Genomic DNA, 24,697 nt, shown 5'->3' with positions numbered 1-24,697 from the left:
ATCCCTGTGGAGAAAATCCCGCGCAACCACCGCGAAGGGCGGTCGAACGACGCGCACACACATGACGCACGAGACGACCGAGATCGACGTGGTCACCGCCAAGGCGCCGCCGCGGCTCTTCCTCGAGGTCCAGGACGGCGGCCGCACGCGGCGCGTCCCGCTCGAAGACCGACCGATGACGGTCGGCAGCGCGTCCGGCGTCGACATCCGGATCGACGATCCGACCGTGAGCGCGCAGCAGTGCACGATCGCGCTGGAGGACAAGGGCGTGCACGTCGCCGACACCGGCTCGAAGAACGGGACGTTCATCGGCGGCGCGCGCGTGCGGGACGGTTGGGGCGCGCCGGGGGCGGTCATCGTCGCGGGGCGCGTCACGATCGTCTGCGCGGCGGCGAGCGGCGATGAGGAGGCCGACGTCGTCACCGGCGCGCCGCTCCCCGGCATCGCGGGGGCGTCGAGCGCGATGCTGCGCGTGGCGCGCCAGGTGCGCTGGCTCGCGAACCACGCCGCGCCGGTGCTCGTCACCGGTGAGACCGGGGTCGGGAAGGAGCTCGTCGCGCGCGCGCTCCACCGCGAAGGCGCGCGGAGCGAGGCGGAGTTCGTCGCGCTCAACGTCGCGGCGCTCCCGCGCGAGCTGGTCGAGAGCGAGCTCTTCGGCCACGAGCGCGGGGCGTTCACCGGCGCGACCGCGCGGCGCGACGGCGCGTTCGTCGAGGCCGAGGGCGGGACGCTGTTCCTCGACGAGATCGGCGAGCTCCCGAGCGACGCGCAGCCGAAGCTCCTCCGCGCGCTCGACGGCTACGAGGTCCGCCGCGTCGGCGGCGCCGGTTCGGGGAAACGAACCGACGTGCGCGTCGTCGCGGCGACGCACGTGCCGCTCCTCGAGCACGTCCGCGCGGGCCGCTTCCGGCGGGACCTCTTCCACCGGCTCGAGGTCTTCGTCGTCGAGATCCCGCCGCTGCGCGCGCGTCCGGGCGACATCCTCCCGATCGCGAGCACGATCCTCCAGCAGCTCGAGCCTCAGATCGGCGAGCGCGATCTCACGCCCGGCGCGAGCGCGCTCCTCACCGCGCACGAGTGGCCCGGCAACGTCCGCGAGCTGCGCAACGTGCTGCTCCGCGCGGCGGGGCTCTCGAACGAGTCGCGGTGGATCCACGCGCAGGCGATCACGCGCGCGATGGCGCCGCGGGCCGGGCCGAAGGTCCTCGGCTTCACGCCCGATCGCGCGCGCGACTGGCTCGCGAGCCACGCCGGCAACGTGAGCGCCGCCGCGCGCGCGGCGAAGATGCCGCGGACTACGTTCCGTAAGCTCTTGGCGAGGACGGGATGACATGCGAAAGGTCGTAGCGGATGCCCGATACGGACGCGCTGAAGCAGTGGGGGCTCGGCGCCTTCGCCGTCCTCTTGTTGGTGGGGACCGGGGTGAAGGTCTGCGGCGGGGGCCCTCCGCCGAAGCCGGTGCCGGTCGTCGTCGCGCCCGAGCCGTCGGCGGCGCCGCCCGTCGTCGCGGCGCCGCTGCCGAAATCGAAGGTCGGCCTCAGCGCGCCGATCGCGGCGGCGTGGATGCCGGGCGGAGACGTCGTCGTCGCGGGGCTCGACGTGCCGACGAGGACGATCCGTGTACAGCGCATCGACAAGCTCGACGCCGTCGTCGCGAACGAGCCCGCGTTCGACGACGTCGCGTGGTCGACGGACGCCGACCTCAAGGTCGCCGCGTCGGCGGAGGGCGCCTTCGTGACGTGGCGCGGTCTCCGCGGCGGCAAGCTCGTGCGCGAGCTCGCGTTCTTCGGCCCCGACCTCGCGAAGCGCGGCGCGCCGATCGACGTCGCGGCCGCGTCGTGCGCGACGCGGGCGGGGATCTGGTTCGCCGACGCCGCGCTCGTCACGAGCGTCGGGTGGAGCGGCGACCGCGCGACCTTCGCGCTGCCGAAGGACAAGGAGGCCGCGCTCCTCTGCTCCGCGACGCGCGCGTACGCGGTCCTCGAGGAGGACGAGCAGACGAGCATCCTCCCGCTCCACGACGACGCGGGCGCGCCGGTGGTGATGACGCGTGAGAGCGACTTCGGCGAGGACGATCAGCGCGAGCTCGCCGAGTACACCGTCGGCGACGAGGTCGGCGTCGTGCGCCTCGCGCTCTCCGGCGCGGTCGCGCTCCGCGAGACGAAGGCGGGCGTGCCCGACGCGCTGCACAAGCTGGCGACCACGATCGGCCGCGACGACGACGTGGTCGCGGTGGACGCGACGTCGAAGATGGTCGTGATCGTCTACACCCAGGACGCGGCCGGCTGCAAAGCGGACGAGACGGGCTCGCGCGTCATGGCGCTCCGCGTCGATCGCCGCTCGTTCGAGGAGTCGGTGGTGGAGCTCGCGCCCGCGCGCTGCGGGGGCGAAAACGGCCCGTTCTTCACCGGCGTCCTCGAGGACCAGCTCTCGGTCGCGTGGGTCGAGCGCACCGCCGGCGTCGGCAAGGCCCGCGCTCCGATCGCGGGCCTCACGCACACGCACGTCGATCTCCTCGGCGCGCCGATCGCGACCCACCTCGATCAGCCCGCCGACGCGATCGTCGACGCCGGCTGCGACGGCGCGAAGTGCTTCGCCGTCGCGCTCGTCCGCCACGACGCCGAGGACGCGAAGACGCCCGGCTACGCGCGCGTCATTCGCTGGTGAGCTCACTCCGCCGAGGAGCCGCCGCCTTCGTCGAGGCCGCCGGCGCCGACGCGGAGCGTGACGAGCTCGGCGAGGATCGCGGCCACGTCGACGGGCGCGCCGGGTTCGTCGTAGCGGAGCTCGTTCGTCTCCTCGCGGCCGGCGCGGAAGACGACGACGTCCATCGCGTCGCTCCGGAGCGCCTTCGCCTCGATGAAGTCGCTCATCGTGCGGGTCCGCTTCCCGTTCACCGAGAGGAGGACGTCGCCGTAGCGGATCCCGGCGCGCGCGGCGGGCGTGCCTCCGAGCGCGCCCAGTACCGGGATCCCCTCGAGCGCCTTGGCGAGGGCGAAGAGCGACGACTTCGCGATCAGACGTGGAGCTCCTTCTCGACGTCGGCGAGCGCGATGCGCGCCATCGCGAGGTTCGCGCGCTGGCGATCGAGCGCGACGTAGAAGAAGAGCGTCGGGCGGGAGCGGAGAGGGCGGATGAGGTGGTACTGCTTGCCGAGGGTGATGAGGATGTCCTCGATTCCGTCCTTCAGCGCGAGGTTGCTCATCGTCTTTCGCTTCGCGCGGACGACCTCGGTGTTGCCGGCGGCCGCTATTTCGAGGTTCAGGTTCCCTCCGCCTTCGTGCCCGAGGAGCATGCCGCTCTCGGAGTCGACGATCGCCGCTCCCACGAATCCGTCGACCTGATTGAGCTTGTGGAGGCTTTCTTTGATGTTCATGGACAGATCCCTCGCTGCTGCTGATGCGTTGTTGAAGTTGGGTGTCGCGGAATCGAAATGGGTATTGCCCGCGTTCAGCCGCTCGTCGGCCCGGCGCGCGCTCTCCAGCAGGAGCGCCTGCCACGCCGAGCGCACGGACCGACCGCTCGTCGTCGCGCCGGTCCGCATCGAGAACTCCCCCGCGCTCCAGGTCATGATCTCGTAGAAGGCCTCGTCACCGACGGCGTGCGGCGTCTGCGCGTGGAGGACGACCCCTTGCGAGAAGAACACGTGCCCCTCCAGCGTCTTGTGGCGGACCGTCAGCTGACCGGTGGCGCTCGAGTGGACGTAGAGCTGCACGATGTCCGGGAGCGTCTGCACGAGGACCGCTCCGGAGAAGCCCGACGACGGCGGAGAGAGAGCCTCGTCGATCTGCTGAAGGAGCAGATCGAGCTTGAACGGCTTCTCCAGGAAGCCGGTGAACGGACCGGAGCGGAGGCTCGTGATGTCGACCGACTTGAAGGCGGTCATGACGATGACGGGGAGCTCGGGATGGACGCTGCGCGCAGCGAAGACGAGATCGATGCCGCTCAAGCCCGGCATGTGGACGTCGGTGATGAGGAGATCGACCGCTCCTTCGAGGAGCGTGAGCGCCGCCGCGCCGTCGTTCGCCGACTCGATTCGGTGGCGGGGGTACGCGCGCGCGAGGCGGCTCGAGAGCGATCGAGTGAGCGCCTCCTCGTCGTCGACGAGCACGATCCGACGCGCGGTCATCGGCGCGCCCTGCTGCAGCGCACATGCCGCCGGCGCAAGCCCGCGTCTTCGCGAAATCCGGGCTCCGAACGGGGCGCGACCCGTCCGGCGCTCCGGACGCCACCGTCCGGAGGGCCGGACACCGGCGAGCGAACGCGCGCGCAAAACGAGGAGCTCTCCGCGGCATGCCGCTTGCGACTTCGGATCGGCTGGCGCGAAGCGACCAAGCGCCGATCACCGAAGGAGAGCCGACATGCCCCATGAGCCCCATCACGTGTTCGAGCCGCGCGCGGACGACCCTCTCGGCGGGACGTCGTGAGCGCCGCCGGTCTCGGCGTGACGATGCGCGAAGAGCTCGCCAGCCGCACCGACGCGGTCGCGCTCGCTTGCCTGGATACGCGCGCGGGGTTGGTCCTCGGCCTCGAGCTGCGCGTCGACGTCCTCCACGACGACGCGGAGAAGGCGGCGCTCTCCGCGGTCTGCACGACGTCCCCGACGAAGGAGGAGCTCGCCGACTTCGACGAATCGCTCGTCGCGTCGGGACGTTGGGTCCACGCCTACGCGCGTGTCCCCGACCGTCACGACCTCGTCGTCGTCGGCGTCGCTCCCGGCGACGCGAACGTCGCCCTCCTTCGCACCTGGATCCGCACGATCGCGGAGCGAGTGGGCTCGCGACGCTAGACGCTAGACGCTAGAGCGAGCCGCCGATCGTGAGGCCGCCGCTCTGCCAGCCGGCCCAGGGGGTGATCGTGGGCAGGCGCGAGGTCTTGGAGTCATCCGAGGCGCGCTTGGGGCCGAACAGGTAGTAGGCGCCGGCGCCGACGAAGCCGATGCCCATCACGACGAGGGAGATGTTCGCGACGAGCGCGTCGGCGTCGACGTCGTCGTTGCTGGAGCGGAGCTTCGCGCACGCGGCGCCGAACTCGGGCGGGAGCCGCGGGTTGTTGCACGCGCCTTGCGCGGGCTCTCCGTACTCCACCGCCTTCGTGCGGATCTCTTGCGCGGTCCGGTCGGCGTTCGACTGCGCCGTGCCCTTGAGCGCCGCGAAGACGACCGCGTTCACGAGGCCCGCCGCTCCCACGCCGAGGCCGACCCAGACCGGCCACATCGGATCGGGCGGCGTCGTCAGGCTGGCCTCCGCCTTCTTCGGCGCGGGCGGCGGCTCCGGCGGCGGCGTGGTCTCCGGCTTCGCGGGCGTGTCCGGCGCCGGCGTCGACGGGGGCGTGAGGTCCGCCTTCGCCTTCTGCCCGACGACCGCGGTCACCGTCACCGTCTGCGCGCCGCCCTTCACCGTGTGGGTGCCGGCCTCGACGTCGACCGGCTCCACCGGCGCGGCGCCGACCTTCTGATCGTCGACCGTGATCTCCGTGCCCGCCGGCGCGACGACCTCGATGCGCCCGAGCTGCTTGCGCACCTCCTCGAGGCCCTGCGCCGCGTCCTTCTTCTGCTGCGCGGTCGCGGTCGTCGCCTCCTTCAAGAACTGCTTGAAGTAGCCCGCCGCCTCGAGCGGGTGGTTCGACTTCGCGCTGCTCTGCGCGAGGTTGAGGAGCACCGCCGGGTGCTTCTTCAACGTGTAGGCCTGGAGGAACGCGAGCCTCGCCTCCTCGTATTTTCCCTTGTCGAACGCCTCGACGCCCTCCTTGAAGCGCGCGCGCGCCTGGAGCGTGACCGGATCGTCCGCCTGCTGCGACCACGCGGGCACGGTGACGGTCTGCGCGAGCAGGCTGATGAGCGCCGCGGCGGTGATGCGGCGAGCTGAGTTCGATCGCGTCAGCATGGAGCGACGCGAGGATACGCTCAGAACGGGCTGTCGCGCACGATCCCTCCACCGGAGGGCTTGTTCCCCGCCGGCTTGGCGGCAGGGGCCGGCGCCGGTCGCGGCTTCGCGACGGGAGCAGGAGGCGGCGCGGTCGCGGCCTTCGGCTTGACCTGCGCCGCGACGGGCTCGGGCGCGGGTGCGGCGGGAGCGGGCTCCGGCGAAGGCGCGGGCGCAGGTTCGGGCTCCGGCTCGGCGCTCTTCGCCGTCTCCGCGGACGCCGCGGCAGCAGCGGCCGCGAGCTCTTCCTTGTCCGGCGGCGGCGGGATGTCCTCCGCCGTCGGCGGCGGCGCGGCCACCGTCGGCGTCGCGGTCGATACGGGCTCGGGCTTGTCGGCGAGCAATCCGAATTTCACGAACGCGCCGGCGCCGGCGAGGAGGCCGAGCCCGACCACCACGAACGCGGCCACCTTTCCGCCCGAGCGCTTCGGAAAGACGATGTCGTCGTCGTCGGGCGCCTCGATCGGCGGCGCGCTCGGCCCGAACGGATCTACGGCCGCGATCGGGATCGGGATGTCCTTCTTCACCGGCGCCGCCTCGACGATCGGGGGTACCGGCGAAGGCGGTGAAGCCGGCGAAGGCGGTGAATCCACGGGCGGCGCCGCCGCGACGGGAGGCGGGATCGGCGCGGGGGCCTCCGCGTCGGCGGCGCGAAGCTTCGCCTGCGCGGCCGCGACCATCGCCGCGACGTCAGGCGCGACCGCTCCACCGATCGCCGTCGACTTCATCGCCGCGACGGAGGGGGTCGCGACGGGAGGGGAGGCGACCGGCGCGGTGACCGCGGCGGCCGAAGCGACGGCCGGAGCGGTGACCACGGCGATCCCGCCGGCCGGAGTCGCGGCGGTCGGCGTCGAGCCAGGCGCCGGCGGCGCGACCCCCGGCGAGGTGCTCCCGCTCGCCTTCGCGGCGGCGTTCGCGATATTCGCGATGACCGGCGCGGCGACGTTCGCGACGCCCGGCGCGGCGACCGCGGGCGCGGCGACCGCGGCGGTGTCGGGGCCGATGGCGATCACGGGGGCGCCGACGATGACCGCGGGGGCGGGCACGATCGGGGGCGCTTCGAGCTCCGCCGCGGCGTTCTCTCCCGACTCCGCCCATGAGGGGCGGAACGACTCGGCGGCCTCGTCGATCGCGTCGAAGTCAGGGGTTTTCTCGCCCATGAGCCCTCAGCGTAGCACTCGCGCGCTTCACGCCGGAAATTCGCGCTTCAGGACGTCGTCCCACTCGTCGGCGACGCGGCCCACCGTCACGATCAGGTCCTCGAACTCCTCGTAATCGAGGCCGGAGAGCCGCCGGACCGCCCGCACGTAAATCTCATCCTTGCTCTCGTCGATCGCGAACGACGCGTCCGACGTCGCGAGGAACGAGAGCTCGAGGACGCGGCGGTACAGCGCTTCGCGTCCGTGCTTGGGCACCGGCATCACGTACGAGACCAAGAAGAGGACGCCGTGGTCCTCGAGGACGTTCACGCCGATCGTCGCCGACCCGCGCCGCGTCTGCGTGTAGCCGTTCTCGTCGAGCGGCTTCAGCTCGACGCGATCGCGCTCCGCGTAGCGCTCGAGGTACGCGTCGACCATCGACTTCGCGTCGGGGAAGCGGCGGCCCGTCAACCGGTCGGAGTAGATAGGTGCGTCCTCGCTTCGGGTTTCCACGGCGGCGATGATAGCCTCGCTCGCGCGCGATGGGGATCACTCGTGCCGCCCTTGCCCTCGCCGCCCTCGCCGTCCTCGCCGCGTGCAGCGGCGGAGGGTCCGGCGGCGCCGACGCCGGGGCGGGGGGGGAGGTCGGTCGCGCGACCACGCTCCTCGACCCGCGCACCCCGCTGCCCCCGCGCCCGGAGGTCATCGCGCTCGCGCAGTCGGTCGAGGCCCTCGCGCTCAAGGAGGGCGCCGGCGCGCGCGCGGTCGAGCTGCACGCCCTCGCCGCCCAGCTCGAGGAGCGCGTCTGGCGCGTCGAGCACCGGGAGCAGGACGGGAAGGAGGCGCTCGATCTCTACCGCGCCGCGAGCAAGGACCTCTCCCTCCGCGGCGCGTGCGAGGCCGGCGCGCGCGGCGCGAAGCTCGCCGGCGAGATCGCGAAGACGGCGGAGACCACCTACGCCGAGCTCTATCGCATCCAGCGGCGCGGCACGGTCCTCGGCCCCGACGACAACGACGCCGGCGCCGGCGCGAGCGCGTGCGGCCACACCATCGACGAGCCGCTCGCGATGCTCGCGCCGTTCCGCCCCCCCGCCGCCGTGCTCGAGGCGATCGACCGCGGCCTCGCCGGCGAAGGCGCGATCGCGCTCGCCGTCCTCGACGCCGGACCCGCGCGCGTCCTCGTCGCCCCGCGCATCCAGAAGATCGAGCAGTGGAGCGGCCCCGAGGCCGCGCGCGTCGTCGTCCACCTCGACAAGTCCTCGCGCTTCCGCGTCGGCGACGTCGGCAGCGCCTCCGGCCAGGGCGCGCGGACGTACGTCGACCTCGACGGCGTCGAGCTCGGCACGACCGCGAAGGAGACGCCGATCGGCGGCATCGTGAGCCGCATCGTCGCCGAGCCGACCACGACCGGGTCGCGCGTCGCGCTCGATCTCGCGGGCCCCGCCTACCGGCGCGTGTTCCATTTGCTCGAGCCGTTCCGCGTCGTCATCGACATCGCGAAGAACCCGCCCGGCGACGCGAAGGGCGGCCGCGCGGTGGCGCGGGTCGCGATCGACGCCGGGCACGGCGGCAACGACCCCGGCGCGCGCGGGCCGACCGGCGTGCAGGAGAAGGACGTCACGCTCGCGGTCGCGCACAAGCTCGCGCCGGTGCTCGCGCGGAACGGCATCCAGGTCACGCTCACGCGCGACGACGATCGCTACGTCACGCTCGAGGAGCGGACCGCGCGCGCGAACGCGTTCGGGGCGGATCTGTTCATCTCGATCCACTGCAACGCGGCGGAGCGGAGCGCGAAGCGCGGGGTCGAGACCTACGTCCTCGACACGACGACGAGCGACATGGCCGGCCGCGTCGCCGCGCGCGAGAACGCGACGAGCCAGGCCGCGAGCAACGAGGTCGCGCAGCTCCTCGCCTCGATGCGCCTCGCCGATCAGGCGACGCGCTCGACCCGGCTCGCCGAGCTCCTCCAGCGCGCGGCGGTCGTGTCGCTCTCGTCGCAGTACCCCGACGTCACCGACGGCGGCCTCCATCGCGCCGCGTTCTACGTCCTCGTCGGCGCGCGGATGCCGGCGGTCCTCTTCGAGACGAGCTACATCTCGAACCCGATCGAGGAGAGCCGCCTCGCGTCGGCGGGGTACCAGCAGCGCCTCGCCGACGGCATCGCGAACGCGGTGAAGGCCTACCGCGAAGGACGTTGAGCGCTCACGCGAGGAGCGCGCGCCACCACGTCCTCCGCTGGGCGCGGACGCCGAAGTAGACGCCCGCCGCGGCGAGCGGAACGACGAAAGGGAGGATCGTCTTCAGCCGATCCTCGAGCACGTCGACGCGATCGGCCGCGAGGAGCACGAGCCAGTGGGAGGTGAAGTGCTCCGGGATCCGGTACGCCGCCCTCCGCATCAGCCCCGAGAGGCCGCGCGGCGGGACGGTGGTGCCGAAGACGGGCGTGAGCTCCTCGAGCCCCGCGCGCTTCTGGATCCAGCCCGGGTCCGGCATGCGCTGCGGCGTGAGCCAGTGCGCGTTGCCGGCGGGCTCCGGCGTCTCCTTCTCCATCGGCACGCCGGGGCGCGCCTCCTGCGAGCCGTCGACGCCGGCGCCGGGGATGGGTGCGATCTGCATCTGTTTCTCGACCTGGGAATTCATCGTCGTCTCCTCACGCGGCCATGGGTGGAACGAGGACGCACTTGATGCAGTTGTCCTTCTTCTTCTCGAACAGCTCGTAGGCGTCCGCCGCGTGCTCGAGCGGGACGCGGTGGGTGATGATGCCCTCCGCGTCGATGCGGCCCTCGCGGATGTGATCGAGGAGCTTCGGCATGTAGCGCTTGCAGTTCGCCTGGTTCATCCGGAGCGTGAGGCCCTTGTTCATCGCGCTGCCGATGTCGACCGCGTTGAACGGCGGACCGTAGACGCCGATGAGCACCACGTTGCCCGCCTTGCGGCACGCCGCGATGCTCCAGTTGATCGCGGTGGCGGAGCCCGCCATGAGCTTCGCCTTCACGCCGAGGAAGCTCTGCGCGACGGAGCCCTCCGCCTCGCAGCCGACCGCGTCGATGCACACGTCGGCGCCGCGCCCGTCCGTCATCTTCATGAGGAGGGAGACGACGTCGCCGCCGGTGGCGTCCTCGAAGCCCACCGTCTCGACGTTGTTGTACGCGCGCGCGAAGTCGAGGCGGTAGGCGACGGGATCGACCGCGATGACGCGGCCCGCGCCCATCAGCCACGCCGACCTCTGGGCGAAGAGCCCGACCGGGCCGCAGCCGAACACGACCACGGTCTCGCCCGGCTTGATCTCGCCCATCTCCGCCGCCTGGTAGCCGGTCGGGAGGATGTCGCTCAGGAAGAGCACCTGCTCGTCCGTCATGTCGTCCGGGATCTTCATCGGCCCGACGTCGGCGAACGGCACGCGCACGTACTCGGCCTGGCCGCCGTCGTAGCCGCCGGTCGTGTGCGAGTAGCCGTAGACCCCGGACGCGACGTTCGCGCTCGGGTTCGTGTTCTCGCAGTTGCCGGTGAGCCCGCGCTGGCAGAAGAAGCAGGTGCCGCACGAGATGTTGAACGGCACGACGACGCGGTCGCCCTTCGTGAGCGAGACGACGCCCGGGCCGACCTCCTCGACGACGCCGGCGAACTCGTGGCCGAACACGCAGCCGACGCGCGTGTCGGGGATGAGGCCGTGCAGGAGGTGGAGGTCCGAGCCGCAGATCGCGGTGCGGGTGACGCGGAGGATCACGTCGTTGGGGTGCTCGAGCTTCGGCGCGGGCTTCTTCTCCACGCGGATCCGGTTCGGTCCGCGGTAGGTCAGTGCGAGCATGAGTCAGTTCCTTTCCTTTCGGCCCACGCTCCTTTCAAGGTCCGCGCCGTTCACTCGACGTCGAGCGAGCGCGGCAATTCGAGGTGCAAGCGCGAGAGGTCGCTCGTGACGACGACGCGCACCCACGAGGTCTCGGGATCGCGCGCGAGCGCCTCCGCCGCCGCCGGGGTCCACGTCGCGTCGCCGTCGAGGACGACGATCGCGTCCGGCTCCTCCGAGAGCAGCCGCGCCACCGCCGCGAGCGCGTTCTCGAAGCGGACGACGAAGCAGCGCTGCGCGAGCTTCCGCGCGGTCTCGTCCGTGCTCGCGTCCGTCGTCGCGAGGAACACGGTCGGCTTCGCCTGCGTCAGCTGCGCGGGGAGGGGATAGCCGTGCGCGCGCAGGAACGCGAGCACGTGGTTGCGGCGAAAGCGGAGGTGGCGCCCCTCCGTGCGGCGGTGCGGGATCTTCCCCGCGTCGCACCAGTGATGGATCGTCTTGAGGTCGACCTCGCAGAAGCGCGCGACGTCCTGCGCGGTGTAGACGAGCGGCCGCCGCGCCGCCGCCTTCAGCGCGGCGCGTCCGCGGGCACCCATCGCTCTCCGCGGAGCACGTAGCGCGTCGCGTCCGGCACGCGGAGCCTTCGCTCCTTCACCTCGTGCTCGGGATCGCCCGGCAAGACGAGCGCGAGCGTGTCACCTTGCGGCACGAGCTTGGGGCACACCGGCTCGAGCGACGCCTCTGCGGCCGTGGCGATCGCGTCGGCCGCGCGCGTCACGGTGGCGAGGAGCGCGATCGTCGCGTGGGTCGGCGGCGCCATCTGCACCTCCGCCGCCTCCCAGCGCCGCAGCACCTCCGCCGGCGTAGCCCAGAAGCTACGCACCGTCTCGTACGCGTCGTGCGCGCCGGCCTGCCCCGGCGGGGCGATCGCGACGAAGAAGCGAGCGTCGAAGCGCCGCGCCTCCGCGGTCGGCGTGATCCAGCGCGAGAGCGGGTGGAGCGCGGCGAGGTCGAGCTTCAGCCCGCGCTCGGCGAGGAAGGCGCGGAGCGCGCCGGGGTCGGCCGCGAGGCGCGCGCGCAGCGCGGCGAGGGTCGCGTCGTCGAGCGGCTCGGAAGTGTGTAAAATGCACGCTTCTTCGAGCGTCTCGCGGCAGGCGGCGATGCGGTGCGCGTCGGCGTCGCCGCGGACGAGCGGCGCCCAGGCGGCGTCCGCGTCCGCCGCGTCGACCTTCCCGCCGGGGAAGACGATCGCGCCGCCCATGAACTTGCTCGCCTTGCTCCGCTCGACGATGAAGACCTCGAGCCCCGCCTCCCCGTCGCGCACGAGCACCACCGTCGCCGCGTCCTTCGGCGCGACGGCGTCGCGGTCCATCTTCAGGTCGAGCATCGTCCGCGATCTTACGTCAACGGACCGCCTCGGAGCGCATCGCCTCGCGGCGGCGCTCGTGGGCGCGGCGCTCGATGCGCTCCTTGCCGGTCGTGTCTTCGACGAAGGTGAGGACGTCGCGCTCGTCGTCGCCGATGAGGTCGAGGAGGACGTCGGCCGCGCGCTCGGCCGTGATCGCGCCGTCGCCGCGGCCGGGGAGCTCGAGGATCGCCTTCTTCGCGTGGAGGCCCGCGACGGAGGTGATCATGCGATCGAGCACCTTCTTGAAGGTCGCGTCGCCGAACGAGGCGCGCGGGCCGAGCCCGGCGACGAGGAGCTTGTCGAAGGGGAGGCGCGGGCGCACCGGGACGGCGAGGATCTCGCCGACCTCGCCGAGGAGGAAGCCCTGCTTCGCGAGCTTCGAGAGGCGGCCCGCGAGGCGCCAGTCGACGAGGCCGGCGAGGCCGTTCAGCGGGCGCGTGTCGCGGTAGACGCCGCAGGCGATGAGCTCCGCGCTCGTCTCGTCGAGGCGACGGAGGTCCGGCGCGACGAAGCGGAGGTCGACGATCATGTCCGGCCGAGATCGGTCGCGATGCGATCGAGCACGCCGTTGACGAACCCGCTCGACTCCTCGGTCCCGTACGACTTCGCGAGCTCGACCGCCTCGTCGATGACGACCGCGCGCGGGACCTCCTTCTTCGCGATCAGCTCCCAGGTGCTCATCCGGAGGAGGTTCCGGTCGACGCGCCCCATCCGCTCGAGGCGCCAGTTCTGCGACGCAGCGGTGATGCGCTTGTCGACCTCGGCGAGGCTCGACTCGACGCCGCTCACGAGCTCGTCGGCGTACGGCCGGCCTTCGGGATCGGCCTCGAACGAGCGCCAGAACAGCTCGATCACGCGCGGCGCCCGCTCGCCCGAGGCCTCGAGCTGGAAGAGCATCTGAAGCGCGGCCTCGCGGCCGGAGCGGCGCGCACCCATCGATCAGAACCCGGCGCCGTCGAGCGCGCGATCGAGCGACACCATCTCGATCGCGGAGACGGCGGCGTCCCAGCCCTTGTTGCCCGCCTTCGTGCCGGCGCGCTCGATCGCCTGCTCGATCGTGTCGGTCGTGAGCACGCCGAACGCGATCGGGATCCCGGCCTCGAGCGACACCGCCGCGACGCCCTTCGAGACCTCGCCCGCGACGTAGTCGAAGTGAGGGGTCGACCCGCGGATCACGGCGGACAGCGCGATGATCGCGTCGAGCTTCTGCTTCGCCTTCGCGAGGCGCCGCACCGCGTGCGGGACCTCCCACGCGCCGGGGACGCGGACGATCGTGATGTTCGCCTCGTTCGCGCCGTGCCGCACCAGCGCGTCGACCGCGCCGCTCGTGAGGTGGTCGACGATGAAGTGGTTGAAGCGGCTCGCGACGATGCCGAAGCGCGCTCCCTTCGGAACGACGAGGTTACCTTCGACGATGCGCGCGGCCATGATCAGTTGCCTCCGAGGGTGACGCTGTCGACCACCTCGAGCCCGAAGCCCGAGAGGCCGGCGATCTTACGCGGGTTGTTGGTGAGGAGCCGGATGCGATGGAGCCCGAGGTCGGCGAGCACCTGCGCGCCGAGGCCGAACTCGCGGAGCGGGTGATCGGACGAGCCCGTCTTCGCCGCGCCGTTCGTGAGCGGCGGCATGAGCGCGGCGAGCTCCTCCGCCGGCGACGTGCGCGCGGGGAGGTACACGATGACGCCGCGCTTCTCGGCCTCGATGCGGTGGATCGACTCGCGCAGGTTCTTCCCGCCCTCGCGCGCGGTCGAGGCGAACACGTCGCCGAGCAGCGAGCCCCCGTGCATGCGGCACAGCACCGGCTCGTTGGGCGGCAGCGTCCCGTGCACGAGCGCGATGAACTGCCGCCCGTCGGTCGCCGACTCGTAGACGTTGGCCGTCCACTCGGTCCCGGTCTCGTCGAGGCGGAGCTGCCCCTGGCCGACGCGCTTCACGAGGCGCTCGGTCTGGAGGCGGTACTGGATCATGTCCGCGATCGAGAGGATGCGGAGCCCGTGCTTCGCCGCGAACTGCTCGAGGTCGGGCATCCGCGCCATCGTGCCGTCGTCGCGCATGATCTCGCAGATGACGCCGGCGGCGGTGAGCCCGGCGAGGCGCGCGAGGTCGACCGAGCCCTCGGTCTGCCCCGTGCGCACGAGCACGCCGCCCTTCCGCGCGCGGAGCGGGAAGACGTGGCCGGGGGTGACGAGGTCCTCCGGCTTGCACTCCGGCGACGCGGCGAGGCGCATCGTGTGCGCGCGATCGGCCGCGCTGATGCCGGTCGTGACGCCGTGGCGCGCCTCGATGCTCATCGTGAACGCGGTGCCGAGGCTCGGCGTGGAGCGGCCGGGCTGCGCCATCATCGGCAGGCCGAGCCGGCCGATCGCCTCCTCCGTCAGCGTGAGGCAGATGAGCCCGCGGCCGTGCATGGCCATGAAGTTGACCGCCTCGGGCGTCACGAACTGCGCCGCCATCGTGAGGTCGCCCTCGTTCTCGCGGTCCTCGTCGTCGACGAGGATGACCATCTTCCCCGCGCGGATGTCGGCGATGGCGCCGTTCACGCGCTCGAGGAGCTTCGGCTCGATGTTGAGGGCAGGGGCCATGTTCGCTCAGAGGTATCCGGAGGCGCGGAGGCGATCGAGCAGACGCGAGTCGGGCGCGGGCTCCTCGCGCTCGGCCTCGAGGAGGCGCGCGACGTACCGCGCGAGCACGTCGACCTCGAGGTTCACGCGCGAGCCGACACAGAGCGCGGGGAGGGAGGTCTTCTCGAGGGTGTGGGGGATGAGCATCACGTCGAAGCGGCTCCGGTTCACGTGGTTCACGGTGAGGCTAACGCCGCTGACGCAGATCGATCCCTTCGCCGCGATGAAGCGCGCGAGGTCGGGCGGCGCCTCGAAGGTGACCCTGAGCGCCGCGCCCGACGGCGTCTTCTCCACGACCGTGCCGACGCCGTCGACGTGGCCGCTCACGAGGTGGCCGCCGAGCCGGTCGCCGACCGCGAGCGCGCGCTCGAGGTTCACCGCGCCGCCGATCGCGACGCCGCCGAGCGTCGTCTTCGCGAGCGTCTCGCTCGAGGCGTCGACCTCGAAGACGTCGGCTTCGACGATCGTGTCCACGGTGAGGCACACGCCGTCGACGCTGATCGACTCGCCGAGCACGAGCGGCTCACCGGGGAGCGCGCCGCGGAGGACGAGGCGCGCGTCCGGCCCGCGCTGGGCGCGGCGGACGAGCGAGCCTTTCGCCTGGACGAGGCCGGTGAACATGCCGCTGCTTAGGTAGTGAAGGATCGGTCGAGCGTCAAAGGGGTGGTAGGCTCCGGGCAGTGGCGAAGCGGGTGACTTTTCCCATACTTGGCCTTGCGTTCGGGCTCGCGGCGTGCGGTCCGAGCTTTCAGGCCGTCTACGAGGGGAACGTGCGGTTCGAGCATTGTTACGCCCTCGAGGAGAACCCGCAGAAGCCGATGCCGGAGAAGGCGTCGTGCTGGCGCGACTGGTCGGAGCGCTACACGTTCGGCCAGACGCGCGATCGCGTGCAGTACGCGATCTCGCGCTACGTCGCGCTCTCGCAGATGTCCACCGCGCCGACGGACGAGGCGATGATGATGGCGGCTCCGGGCGAGGCCTCGCGCACGAGCACGATCACGGCGCCGACCCCGTCGAACGCGTTCGCGCCTCCGCCGAAGGTCCTCGACTCGGGGGAGCAAAAGAAGACGCTGACGCCGGGGCATCCGATCGAGACGGCGGCGGACGTCCCGTACATCGACGCCGGCGCGCCCGCGCCGGTCGTCACCTTCGTCGCGCCGAACCAGAGCTGCGTCGACGGCTGCATGGGCGATTACCGCGCCTGCGCCCCGACCTGCGAGGGCGACGCAGGGGCGGCGTCGAAGCCGTGCGCGACTTGCAAGAAGAAGTACGCCGCCTGCGGGCGCTCCTGCTTCAAATAGGCGCTACGGCACGCCGGCGTCGTCGTCGTCCGAGGGCGGATCGAGGACGACGGGGCCGCCGTCGGGCGCCGGCGGGAACGGCGGGACGTGGACGACGACGCGGACGTAGTAGTCGGAGCACGTGTCGTTGTAGACGTCGACGCGGTTCGGGCCGACGTTCTGCACGAGCGCGATGTTGCCGGCGCCGGTCGTCTGGTTGCCCGCGTTCGGGCCGGGGACGTTCGGCTCCGGCGCCGCGGAGAGGAACACGCTCACGTCCGCCGGCGTGCGGCCGCCGAGGGCGCGGATGTCGAAGACGTAGCCGGACTGCCGCTCGAACGGCAGCCACGGCCCGACCATCGGCGTCGACTCCCACATCGTGTCGGAGACCATCGAGCCCTGCCCGGCGTCGACGCCGAAGAACTCGATCTGGCCTTCGCACGTGCGCGGGTAGCAGGACGGCGCGGCGAAGATGCCGGCGGCGGCCGCGACCCAGAGACCGACGAAGAGGAAGAGGCGGGCCTTCACTCGCCCGCCTCTTTACCCCAGAAGCTCCGCCGCGCGAAGGGCGTGGTACGTCAAGATGAAGTCGGCGCCCGCGCGGCGGATCGAGGTCAGGACCTCGAGGATGGCGCGATCGCGGTCGATCATTCCGCGGTCCGCGGCGGCGTGGAGCATCGAGTACTCGCCCGACACGTTGTACGCGCCGAGCGGGAGGTTCGAGGCCTTGCGGACGTCGCGGATGACGTCGAGGTAGGAGAGGGCGGGCTTCACCATCAGCATGTCGGCGCCCTCCGCCTCGTCGAGCGCCGCTTCGCGGATCGCCTCGCGCGCGTTCGCGGGGTCCATCTGGTAGCCCGCGCGATCGCCGAACTTCGGCGCGCAGTCGGCCGCCTCGCGGAACGGACCATAAAAAGAGGAGGCGTACTTCACCGCGTACGAGAGGAGGGAGGTCGAGGTGAAGCCCTCCGCGTCGAGCGCGGCGCGCATCGCGGCGACGCGGCCGTCCATCATGTCGCTCGGGGCGACGACATCGGCGCCGGCCTGCGCGAAGAGGACGCCCATCTTCGCGAGCACCTCCACCGTCGCGTCGTTGTCGACCTCCATCGTCCCGTCGGCGCGCTTCCGGAGGACGCCGCAGTGACCGTGGTCGGTGTACTCGTCGACGCAGACGTCCGCCATCACGACGAGGTCGGGGACCGCGCTCTTCATCTCCTTGATGGCGCGCGGGACGGGGCCGTCGGGATCGAGGCCGGAGGAGCCGCGCTCGTCCTTCGTCTTCGGGAGGCCGAAGAGGATGACGGAGCTGATGCCGCGCGTCCGGATCATGCGCGCCGTCGCGGCGGCCTGCGAGACCGGGAGCTGCTCGACGCCGGGCATCGTGCCGATCGCCTTCGGCTCCTCGATCGCCGCGCTGAAGAAGAGCGGGTAGACGAAGTCGTTCGGCGCGAGCGTCGTCTCGCGGACGAGCGCGCGGAGCTCGGGGGTCGCACGGAGACGGCGCGGACGGACGACGGGGAATCGCATCGCCCCGCACTATACCGCGCGGCCGCCGAGCGCGAGCACGCGCGTCGTGCGCGTCGTCGCCGACTCGAGCTCGAGCGTGGTGGGGACCTCGTAGCGCGCGAGCTCCCGCGCCGCGGCCGGGACGTAGTGCCGCCCCGGATCGCCGGTCACGACCGCGACCGGCAGCGCCTCGAACCACGCCGCGAACCTCCGCGCGGGCCCGGCCTCGTACCAGACGTCGCCGGCGAGGAGGAGGTCCTCCTCGACCGCGGCGCCGACGAGGTCCATGCACTGTGCATGGATCGTGACGCCGTTCGCGGCGGCGTTGATCCGGCACGCCGCGATCGCGAACGCGTCGACGTCGACCGCGCGCACGCTCGCCGCGCCGGCGAGCGCGGCCGCGATCGCGACGAGGCCGCTGCCGGTCCCGAAGTCGAGGACCCGCTTGCCGCGGACGACCTCCGGGCGATCGAGCACCCAGCGCGCGAGCGCCTGCCCGCCGGCCCACGGCACGCACCAGAACGGGACGCCGAGGTCGTGCGCGTCGAGCCACGCCGAGGTCGCGCGCCAGATCGGGAGCACCTCCGTCGCGGTGTGGATCCGCACCTCCGGCACGAGCGGAACGGCCGCGAGCACGGTGTGCTCCCGCACGAAGCCGGCGTGATCGTGCATCGCGCGGAACCGTAGCAGGGTGTATCGTGGGCACATGTTCGTTCGGCGGACGTCGCTCGCCAGCCTCGCGTTGCTCATCGCGTGCGGGAACGATCCGCCGCCGGAGACCCCCGCCCCGAAGCCGCGCCCGGCCGACACGACCGAGGTGAAGATGGAGGTCGTCCCGATCGAGAGCGCCGCTCTCGCGCCGCCGCCGCCGCCGGAGACCAGCGCCGCCGCGCCTCCTGCCGAGCCGGCGGACGACGCGAACATCGGCGGTCCGCAGGAGGCGACGGTGGAGCGCGCGGTCGCGCCGATCAGGCCGCGATTGCGTGCATGTTACAAGAAGGCGCTCGAGGCCACGCCCGGCGTCGCCGGCAGCGTCACCTTCGACACCACGATCGGCAAGGACGGGAAGGTCACCGCCGCGCGCTTCGTGAAGAAGGACGGCCTCAGCGACGACATGATCAGCTGCCTGACGTCGGCGGTGAAGGCGATGGTGTTCGCGCCCGATCGCAAGAGCCAGGTCGTCGCGTTCACGTTCGGCACGCCGTCCGCCGCGCCGGTCGCGGCGGCCGCGGACGCGGGGCCGCCGAAGAAATGAGCCGCCGCCGTCGCGCCGCGGTCCGCCACGTCGCGCTCACGTCGCTCGTGCTCGTCGCGTGCGGATCGCGCACCGGGCTCTTCGGCGACGAGGACGGCCCCGGCGGCATCATCATCGAGGCCGACGCGAGCGTCGACGTCCGCGTCCGCTTCGACGCGAGCGGCTTCATCGACGGCGAGCCGCCGCCGATCGACGCGCGGCCGCCGCCGGTCGACGTGTACCGCGCCGACTGCCCCGACAGCGACGCGCTCCTCGTCTACACGATCACGAACGACCACCGCCTCCAGAGCTTCGACCCCGCGGCGGGGACCTTCCGCGACGTCGGGCGCATCTCGTGCCCGGCCTCGCCCGGCGCGACGCCGTTCTCGATGGCGGTCGATCGCAAGGGCACCGCGTACATCCTCTTCACCGACTACAAGATCTACCGCGCGAGCACGTCGAACGGCGCCTGCATCGAGACGCCGTACGTCCCGCGCCAGAGCAACTTCGCGCGCTTCGGCATGGGCTTCGTCACGATCGCGGGCGGCCCGGAGGAGAGGCTCTACGTCGCCGGCGACGACGACAACGTCGGCTCGGGCGATCCGAACGGCGCGCGCGGGATCGCGTCGATCGATCCCGAGACCTTCAAGCTCACCGTCATCGGGGACGATCCTCGGTTCGACTCCGCCGAGCTCACCGGCACCGGCGACGGCCGGTTGTTTGCATTCTACAGGCATACGGACGGCTTCGGCGACTCGTACATCGGCGAGGTCGACCAGGAGAGCGGCTTCATCCGCGCGGAGCGCCACTTGCCGACCGTCGAGCTCGGCCAAGGATGGGCGTTCGCGTTCTGGGGCGGCGACTTCTACATGTTCCACGCGCCGTCCTCGATCGGCGCCACCCTCATCACCCGCTGGCGGCCGGCGGACGACACGGTCGAGACGGTCGCGTCCGCGCCGCCCGGCACCATCATCGTCGGCGCGGGCGTGTCGACCTGCGCGCCGCAGAACTGAGAGGAGGAGCGGGAGGTGGAGGGCAAAGTCACGTTCGTGGGCGCGGGCACCGGCGATCCGCGCCTCCTCACCGTACGCGCGGTGGAGGTACTCGAGTCCGCCGACTACGTGCTCTTCGATCCGGAGGTCCACCCCGACGTCCTCGGGCGCCTGCCCGAAGGCACGCCGCGCCACCCCGTCCAGCCGCCGCTCACGCCGGAGCGGGTCGCGCAGATGCTCGCGACGGAGGCGAAGGCGGGGCGTCACGCGGTCCGGATCATGTGGGCGGACCCGCTGTTCTTCGGCCACGGCGACGTCGAGGGCCTCGCCGTCGCGCGGCACGAGGTGCCGATCGAGGTCGTCCCCGGCATCGGCCCGCTCATCGCGGTCGGCGCCTTCGCCGGCGCGGCCCTCACGCGCACGAGCGACGCGTCGCCGAGCGTCGCCGCGGTCAGCGTCACGCGCGGTCACGAGACGCTGCACGAGTGGGACAAGCTCGCCCTCGCGACCGACACGCTCGCGATCGTCTGCGACGCCGACAGCATCGCCGAGACCGCGCGCTCGCTCGTCTTCTACGGCCGCCCTCCGAGCGAGCGCGTCACCATCGTCGAGAACGTCTCGCTCCCGACCCAGACCGTCACCGACACCACGCTCTCGCAGGTCCCGCTCCTGCCGCGGATCAAGGCGTCGCGCGCGGTCGTGGTCGTGGGCGATCGCGCGGCGCGGCTCCGCGAGCTCTCGTGGCTCGAGCGCACGCCGCTCTTCGGACGTCGCATCCTCGTGACGCGCGCGAAGGAGCAGGCGACGAAGACGGCGGCGCTCCTCCGCGAGAAGGGCGCCGATCCCGTCGTCGTCCCCACGATCGAGATCCATCCGCCGCCCGATCCGGCCCCGGTGGTCGACGCCGTGACCGGCCTCGATCGCTACGACTGGGTCGTCCTCACGAGCGCGAACGGCGTCGAGAAGCTCTGGGCCGAGATCGCGCGCCAGGGCAAGGACGCCCGCGCGTTCGGGCGCGCGAAGATCGCCGCGATCGGGCCCGGGACCGCGGCCGCGCTCGCGGGCCACGGCCTCACCGCCGACCTCGTCCCGCGCGAGCACAAGGGCGAGGGGCTCGCCGCCGAGCTCCTCCGCGCGATCGGCGACGCGAACGTCCGCGTGCTCCTCGCGCGCGCTCGTGTGGCCCGCGACGTGGTCCCCGACGCCCTGAAGGGGGCGGGCCACGCCGTCGACGTCGTCGCGGTCTACGAGACGAAGAGCCCGCCGCGGCCGCTTATCGAAGCGCTCGCGGCGCTCCTCGAAGGCGAGGAGATCGACGCGGTGACCTTCACGTCGTCGAGCACGGTGGAGCACCTCGTCGCCGCGCTCGAGGACCGCGCGGTCCCGCTCCTCGCGAACACCTGCGTCGCGAGCATCGGACCGATCACGACCGAGACGGCGGAGCGGCTCGGCATCCGCGTCGACGTGACGGCCGACACGCATACCGTCCCCGGCCTCGTCGCCGCGATCGAGGCCCATTTTGCGGGCCTGAGCGACCTCGCGCTGTCGGGGATGCGAAGGGTTTCGACAAGTTGACTTGATCATCGTCGCAAGCGACTCTCGTTTCTCCCTCGCAAAGCCGGCGAGGTCGCCCGCGGCCCATGTCCCTCAGCTCTCTCATCGTTCAGCGCGGCGTCGCGACGATCCGCGAGATCGAAGAGGCGCTCGCGCGGCAAGTGCTGTACGGCGGCGACTTCGTCACGAACCTGCTCGAGGTGAGCCGCGTCGAAGAGGGCGCGCTCATGCCGGTGGTGGGCGAGTTCTACGGGCTGCCGGCCGCGCCGCCCGGGGAGCTGCCGCAGCCGGCGGGGACCGCGCTCCGCATCGTCGCGGCGGACGTGGTGCAGGAGCGCACGTTCGTGCCGCTCGAGGCGGGCGCGTCGCTCGTCGTCGCGGTCGCGGAGCCGCTCTCGAAGGAGGCGGAGCAGGAGCTCACCTTCGCGCTCGCGCTCCCGATCGAGCAGAAGGTCGCGCCGCTCTTCCGCATCCGGCAGGCGCTCGCGCGCGACTACGGGATCCCGATCGACAAGCGCATCGCGCGCCTGATCCAGAAGGTCGTCACGAAGGGTCCGATCATCGCGAGCACCTTCCCGCCGCCGCTCGACTCGGCGCCGAAGATCCGCGTCCCGCCGCGACCGCCGAGCATGATCCCGCCGCCGGTCGCGCCCGCGCCCGCGTCGCCGAAGATGTCGGTGGAGCCGCGCACCGCCGCCGCCCCGCAAGGCACCTACGTGCGCGAGATCGAGCCGCAGCAGGCGCGTCCGCCGCGCCGGCGTCGCGGCCCGCTCACGCTCGCGGTCGCGGTCGAGGAGCTCGAGGCGTCGGTCGAGCGCGACTTCATCTTCGACGTGCTCTTCGAGTTCACGCGCCAGTTCTTCGACTACACCGCGCTCTTCGTCGTCCAGGGCGACGTCGCGGAGGGACGCGACGCCTTCGGTGACGGCGCCCCGCGCGACAAGGTCGCGCGCCTCGCGGTGCCGCTCGACGACGAGGGGATCCTCGGCGGCGCGCGGAAGGAGAAGAAGCCGGTCCGCCGGAGGCCGAGCGCGGTCGCCGACGCGGTGCTGATGACGGACCTCGGCCGCGACGGGCAGACCGAGTGCATCGTGTTCCCGATCGTCGTGCGCACGCGCGTCGTGTCGCTCATCCTCGGCGACGGCGGCACGAGCGGGATCGAGGACATCGGCGTGCGCCAGGTCGAGAGCCTCATCGACACGGCGGCGGGCGCGTTCGAGCGCGTCATCATGCGCCGCAAGCTGAAGGGCGAGGCGCCCTCCGACGCGAAGGGGAAGAAGGACACCGTTCCGCCCCCGCCGACGATGGTCTCCGAGCCGGCGCAGCAGGAGGACCGCATCTCGGCGGAGGAGCTCGCGGCGCCGATCCGCGAGATCATGATGGAGCCGCCGTCGAAGCGGCACGTCGTTCGCCTCGATCCCGAGCCCCCCATCAGCGCGCGGCCGCCGCTGCCGATCGAGAGCGGGCCGCCGCCGCCGAGCGGACGTCCCGGCGCGACGAACCCGCCGCGCCGCCGCGCGACCGCCCCGAGCTTCGAGTTCGGCTTCAAGTCGGAGCCGAGCATCGTCAGCGAGAGCAAGCGCCCCGAGGGCCTGCCCGTCATTCACGTGCATCATGCAAGTGTCCCGGCGAGCGATCCGGTCCCGAACATCCACGAGGCGGTGACCGCGCCGCCGCCGCCGTCACCGCGCGCGCTCGAGACCGCGCTCGAGACCGGGAACGAGGCGCCGTCGACGACGCGCGATCCCGTCCCCGGCGTCTCGCTCCCGGCGCATCCGTGGGCGGAGGGCGTCCCGCCGGTGAGCGACGCGCCGCACTCGCCGAAGGCGGAGTCGCCGCCGCCGATGCGCGCGGCCCCGATCACGGACGTGTCTCCGCAGCCGATCCAGATCGGTCCCATCAGCGAGGCGGTCCCCGACTTCAGCGAGGATCAGCTCGCGACGAAGGTCGGCCACACGACCGATCCCTCGCCGCCGAGCCTCGATCTCCCGCCCTCGAAGCCGCCGCCGCCGGTGGAGCTCGCGGAGCCGAGGACGTTCGTCGCCAGTGAGCCGCTCTTCGACGAAGAGGAGGCGGCGTCGTTCTCCCAGCTCGTCGTGCAGAACCTCGATCAGGACGCGGACATGCCGGTCTTCGATCCGGAGGCGACGCCGGTCGCGCCGACCGTGATCGAGGGCGAGACGCCGGCCGCGCCGGCGGTGCTCCGGAGCGAGCCGGTCCTCGCGCTGTCGACGCGCAAGGGCGACGCGCCGCTGCCGATCCCGTCCTTTCAGCAGAAGCCGATGCCGCCGTCGGAGGGGCAGGTCTCGGTCGGCCCGCACCATCCGCCGTCGTCGCACAGCGATCACTCGCGCGTCCTCCCGAGCGTCATCGTCGACGTCTCGAGCGAGTACGTCGGCCTCGTCGAGCGCGCGATCGCGGGCGAGGACGAGGAGGCGGAGGCGCAGCTCCTCCGCGCCGGCGGCTACGCGATGCCGGCGATCATGGCGAAGTTCCCGGGCCCGATCACGATCGAAGCGGAGCGCCTCGACCTCGACGCCCTCCCGCGCGTCGCCGACTGCGGTCCCGTCATCCGCCTCATCGCCTCGCAGCGGCGGACCGCGCTCCCGTTCGTCCTCGCCCACGTCGAGGCGCCCGACGCCGAGTCGCGCTTCTGGGCGACGTACCTCCTCACCGAGCTCGTCTACCCCGACGCGATCGACGCCGCGATCGCGCGCGCGTTCGACGACGACGCGAAGGTCCGCCGCGCCGCGCGGGCCGCGGTCCACGCCCTCGCGGAGTCGCATCCGCAAGCGGTGGTGGAGCGCCTCGGCGAGCTCACCCTCGCGCAGACGGTCGACCTGCGCATCCGCGCGATCGAGGCGCTCGCGGAGACGCGCGAGCCGAGCGCGGTGCAGGTGCTGTTGCCGCTCCTCGACGAGAACGACAGCGAGGTCGCGATCGCGACGCAGAAGGGGCTCGTCCTCCTCACGCGCCAGGACTTCGGGCTCGACCTCGAGAAGTGGACCGCGTGGTGGGACGCGAACAAGGGCCGTCATCGCCTCGAGTGGCTGATGGACTCGCTGATGCACGAGCAGCGTCGCATCCGCGGCCTCGCGGGCGAGGAGCTGAAGTGGATCACGAAGGAGTCCTTCGGCTACTACGACGACCTCCCCCGCCGCGAGCGCGAGCGCTCGCAGCAGAGGTTCCGCGACTGGTGGGAGCACGTCGGCCGCGTCCGCTTCAGCCGCGCCGCCACCCGCGGCGCGTAGC

General features: G+C 72.3%; 26 protein-coding genes. 9 read left to right on the top strand and 17 right to left on the bottom strand.

Features of this window, described 5'->3' with window-relative positions; translation table 11 throughout:
• Positions 1 to 61: 61 nt before the first annotated feature.
• On the top strand, positions 62 to 1,330 hold the full coding sequence (locus KF837_18220) for a sigma 54-interacting transcriptional regulator (GenBank protein ID MBX3229261.1): 1,269 nt from the start codon (positions 62 to 64) through the stop codon (positions 1,328 to 1,330).
• Positions 1,331 to 1,350: 20 nt separating this feature from the next.
• Positions 1,351 to 2,667, top strand: coding sequence for a hypothetical protein (locus KF837_18215; protein MBX3229260.1), 1,317 nt, complete (start codon positions 1,351 to 1,353; stop codon positions 2,665 to 2,667).
• Positions 2,668 to 2,669: 2 nt separating this feature from the next.
• Here the strand turns inward: KF837_18215 and KF837_18210 are convergent, their stop codons facing one another.
• On the bottom strand, positions 2,670 to 3,020 hold the full coding sequence (locus KF837_18210) for a PDZ domain-containing protein (GenBank protein MBX3229259.1): 351 nt from the start codon (positions 3,018 to 3,020) through the stop codon (positions 2,670 to 2,672).
• Positions 3,017 to 4,129: a response regulator gene (locus tag KF837_18205; protein ID MBX3229258.1), complete on the bottom strand. Its 1,113-nt coding sequence runs from the start codon at positions 4,127 to 4,129 to the stop codon at positions 3,017 to 3,019. The genes KF837_18210 and KF837_18205 overlap by 4 nt, the downstream gene beginning before the upstream one ends.
• Positions 4,130 to 4,423: 294 nt before the next feature.
• Between KF837_18205 and KF837_18200 the strand changes: the two genes are divergently transcribed.
• A complete protein-coding gene (locus KF837_18200; GenBank protein MBX3229257.1) occupies positions 4,424 to 4,789 on the top strand; it encodes a hypothetical protein in 366 nt (121 codons plus the stop codon).
• Between the two features lie 10 nt (positions 4,790 to 4,799).
• Here KF837_18200 and KF837_18195 read toward each other — a convergent pair whose 3' ends face one another.
• Genes KF837_18195 through KF837_18185 form a run of 3 tightly spaced genes read right to left on the bottom strand, consistent with a single transcriptional unit; the run spans position 4,800 to position 7,576 of the window.
• On the bottom strand, positions 4,800 to 5,885 hold the full coding sequence (locus KF837_18195) for a hypothetical protein (GenBank protein MBX3229256.1): 1,086 nt from the start codon (positions 5,883 to 5,885) through the stop codon (positions 4,800 to 4,802).
• A gap of 20 nt (positions 5,886 to 5,905) precedes the next feature.
• Positions 5,906 to 7,084, bottom strand: coding sequence for a hypothetical protein (locus tag KF837_18190; protein MBX3229255.1), 1,179 nt, complete (start codon positions 7,082 to 7,084; stop codon positions 5,906 to 5,908).
• A 27-nt stretch (positions 7,085 to 7,111) separates the two neighbouring features.
• Positions 7,112 to 7,576, bottom strand: a complete 465-nt coding sequence (locus KF837_18185; GenBank protein ID MBX3229254.1) for a YbjN domain-containing protein — start codon at positions 7,574 to 7,576, stop codon at positions 7,112 to 7,114.
• 29 nt (positions 7,577 to 7,605) lie between these two features.
• On the opposite strand from KF837_18185, the gene KF837_18180 reads away from it, so the two are divergent.
• Positions 7,606 to 9,261 carry an N-acetylmuramoyl-L-alanine amidase gene (locus KF837_18180; GenBank protein MBX3229253.1) on the top strand — a complete coding sequence of 552 codons (1,656 nt, stop codon included), beginning with the start codon at positions 7,606 to 7,608 and terminating at the stop codon, positions 9,259 to 9,261.
• Between the two features lie 4 nt (positions 9,262 to 9,265).
• Here KF837_18180 and KF837_18175 read toward each other — a convergent pair whose 3' ends face one another.
• Genes KF837_18175 through KF837_18135 form a run of 9 tightly spaced genes read right to left on the bottom strand, consistent with a single transcriptional unit; the run spans position 9,266 to position 15,500 of the window.
• Positions 9,266 to 9,703 carry a hypothetical protein gene (locus KF837_18175; protein MBX3229252.1) on the bottom strand — a complete coding sequence of 146 codons (438 nt, stop codon included), beginning with the start codon at positions 9,701 to 9,703 and terminating at the stop codon, positions 9,266 to 9,268.
• A 10-nt stretch (positions 9,704 to 9,713) separates the two neighbouring features.
• Positions 9,714 to 10,871 carry a glutathione-dependent formaldehyde dehydrogenase gene (locus tag KF837_18170; protein ID MBX3229251.1) on the bottom strand — a complete coding sequence of 386 codons (1,158 nt, stop codon included), beginning with the start codon at positions 10,869 to 10,871 and terminating at the stop codon, positions 9,714 to 9,716.
• 50 nt (positions 10,872 to 10,921) lie between these two features.
• Positions 10,922 to 11,446: a helix-turn-helix domain-containing protein gene (locus KF837_18165; protein MBX3229250.1), complete on the bottom strand. Its 525-nt coding sequence runs from the start codon at positions 11,444 to 11,446 to the stop codon at positions 10,922 to 10,924.
• Positions 11,419 to 12,237 (bottom strand): hypothetical protein, encoded by an 819-nt coding sequence (locus KF837_18160; protein MBX3229249.1) that lies wholly within the window; start codon positions 12,235 to 12,237, stop codon positions 11,419 to 11,421. Before KF837_18160 ends, KF837_18165 begins: the two co-directional genes overlap by 28 nt.
• Positions 12,238 to 12,253: 16 nt before the next feature.
• Positions 12,254 to 12,787, bottom strand: coding sequence for a leucyl aminopeptidase (locus tag KF837_18155; GenBank protein ID MBX3229248.1), 534 nt, complete (start codon positions 12,785 to 12,787; stop codon positions 12,254 to 12,256).
• On the bottom strand, positions 12,784 to 13,194 hold the full coding sequence (gene nusB, locus KF837_18150; protein MBX3229247.1) for a transcription antitermination factor NusB: 411 nt from the start codon (positions 13,192 to 13,194) through the stop codon (positions 12,784 to 12,786). The genes KF837_18155 and nusB overlap by 4 nt, the downstream gene beginning before the upstream one ends.
• Positions 13,195 to 13,197: 3 nt before the next feature.
• On the bottom strand, positions 13,198 to 13,686 hold the full coding sequence (locus KF837_18145) for a 6,7-dimethyl-8-ribityllumazine synthase (protein MBX3229246.1): 489 nt from the start codon (positions 13,684 to 13,686) through the stop codon (positions 13,198 to 13,200).
• Between the two features lie 2 nt (positions 13,687 to 13,688).
• Entirely contained in the window at positions 13,689 to 14,840 is a 1,152-nt protein-coding gene (ribB, locus tag KF837_18140; protein MBX3229245.1) for a 3,4-dihydroxy-2-butanone-4-phosphate synthase, read from the bottom strand.
• Between the two features lie 6 nt (positions 14,841 to 14,846).
• Positions 14,847 to 15,500 carry a riboflavin synthase gene (locus KF837_18135; protein MBX3229244.1) on the bottom strand — a complete coding sequence of 218 codons (654 nt, stop codon included), beginning with the start codon at positions 15,498 to 15,500 and terminating at the stop codon, positions 14,847 to 14,849.
• A gap of 149 nt (positions 15,501 to 15,649) precedes the next feature.
• Between KF837_18135 and KF837_18130 the strand changes: the two genes are divergently transcribed.
• Positions 15,650 to 16,180 (top strand): hypothetical protein, encoded by a 531-nt coding sequence (locus KF837_18130; protein MBX3229243.1) that lies wholly within the window; start codon positions 15,650 to 15,652, stop codon positions 16,178 to 16,180.
• 3 nt (positions 16,181 to 16,183) lie between these two features.
• Here the strand turns inward: KF837_18130 and KF837_18125 are convergent, their stop codons facing one another.
• From KF837_18125 to KF837_18115, 3 genes are read right to left on the bottom strand one after another with little or no spacing between them, the layout of a single operon-like run.
• Positions 16,184 to 16,687 carry a hypothetical protein gene (locus tag KF837_18125; protein ID MBX3229242.1) on the bottom strand — a complete coding sequence of 168 codons (504 nt, stop codon included), beginning with the start codon at positions 16,685 to 16,687 and terminating at the stop codon, positions 16,184 to 16,186.
• 12 nt (positions 16,688 to 16,699) lie between these two features.
• Complete coding sequence (hemB, locus tag KF837_18120; protein ID MBX3229241.1) at positions 16,700 to 17,686, bottom strand: porphobilinogen synthase; 987 nt, start codon at positions 17,684 to 17,686, stop codon at positions 16,700 to 16,702.
• Positions 17,687 to 17,695: 9 nt separating this feature from the next.
• Entirely contained in the window at positions 17,696 to 18,373 is a 678-nt protein-coding gene (locus tag KF837_18115) for a methyltransferase (protein MBX3229240.1), read from the bottom strand.
• Here KF837_18115 and KF837_18110 point away from each other — a divergent pair.
• The 4 genes from KF837_18110 (at position 18,372) to KF837_18095 (ending at position 24,696) form a co-directional block, all read left to right on the top strand.
• Positions 18,372 to 18,920, top strand: a complete 549-nt coding sequence (locus KF837_18110) for an AgmX/PglI C-terminal domain-containing protein (protein ID MBX3229239.1) — start codon at positions 18,372 to 18,374, stop codon at positions 18,918 to 18,920. The genes KF837_18115 and KF837_18110 overlap by 2 nt on opposite strands.
• Complete coding sequence (locus KF837_18105; protein ID MBX3229238.1) at positions 18,917 to 19,912, top strand: hypothetical protein; 996 nt, start codon at positions 18,917 to 18,919, stop codon at positions 19,910 to 19,912. Before KF837_18110 ends, KF837_18105 begins: the two co-directional genes overlap by 4 nt.
• Positions 19,913 to 19,927: 15 nt before the next feature.
• Entirely contained in the window at positions 19,928 to 21,466 is a 1,539-nt protein-coding gene (locus KF837_18100; protein MBX3229237.1) for a uroporphyrinogen-III synthase, read from the top strand.
• A gap of 65 nt (positions 21,467 to 21,531) precedes the next feature.
• Entirely contained in the window at positions 21,532 to 24,696 is a 3,165-nt protein-coding gene (locus tag KF837_18095; GenBank protein MBX3229236.1) for a hypothetical protein, read from the top strand.
• Position 24,697: the final 1 nt, after the last annotated feature.

This window comes from Labilithrix sp. (assembly GCA_019637155.1).
Classification (GTDB): domain Bacteria; phylum Myxococcota_A; class Polyangia; order Polyangiales; family Polyangiaceae; genus Labilithrix.
The sequence above is the reverse complement of the archived record's forward strand: the minus strand, read 5'-3'. Positions and strand labels throughout refer to the sequence as shown.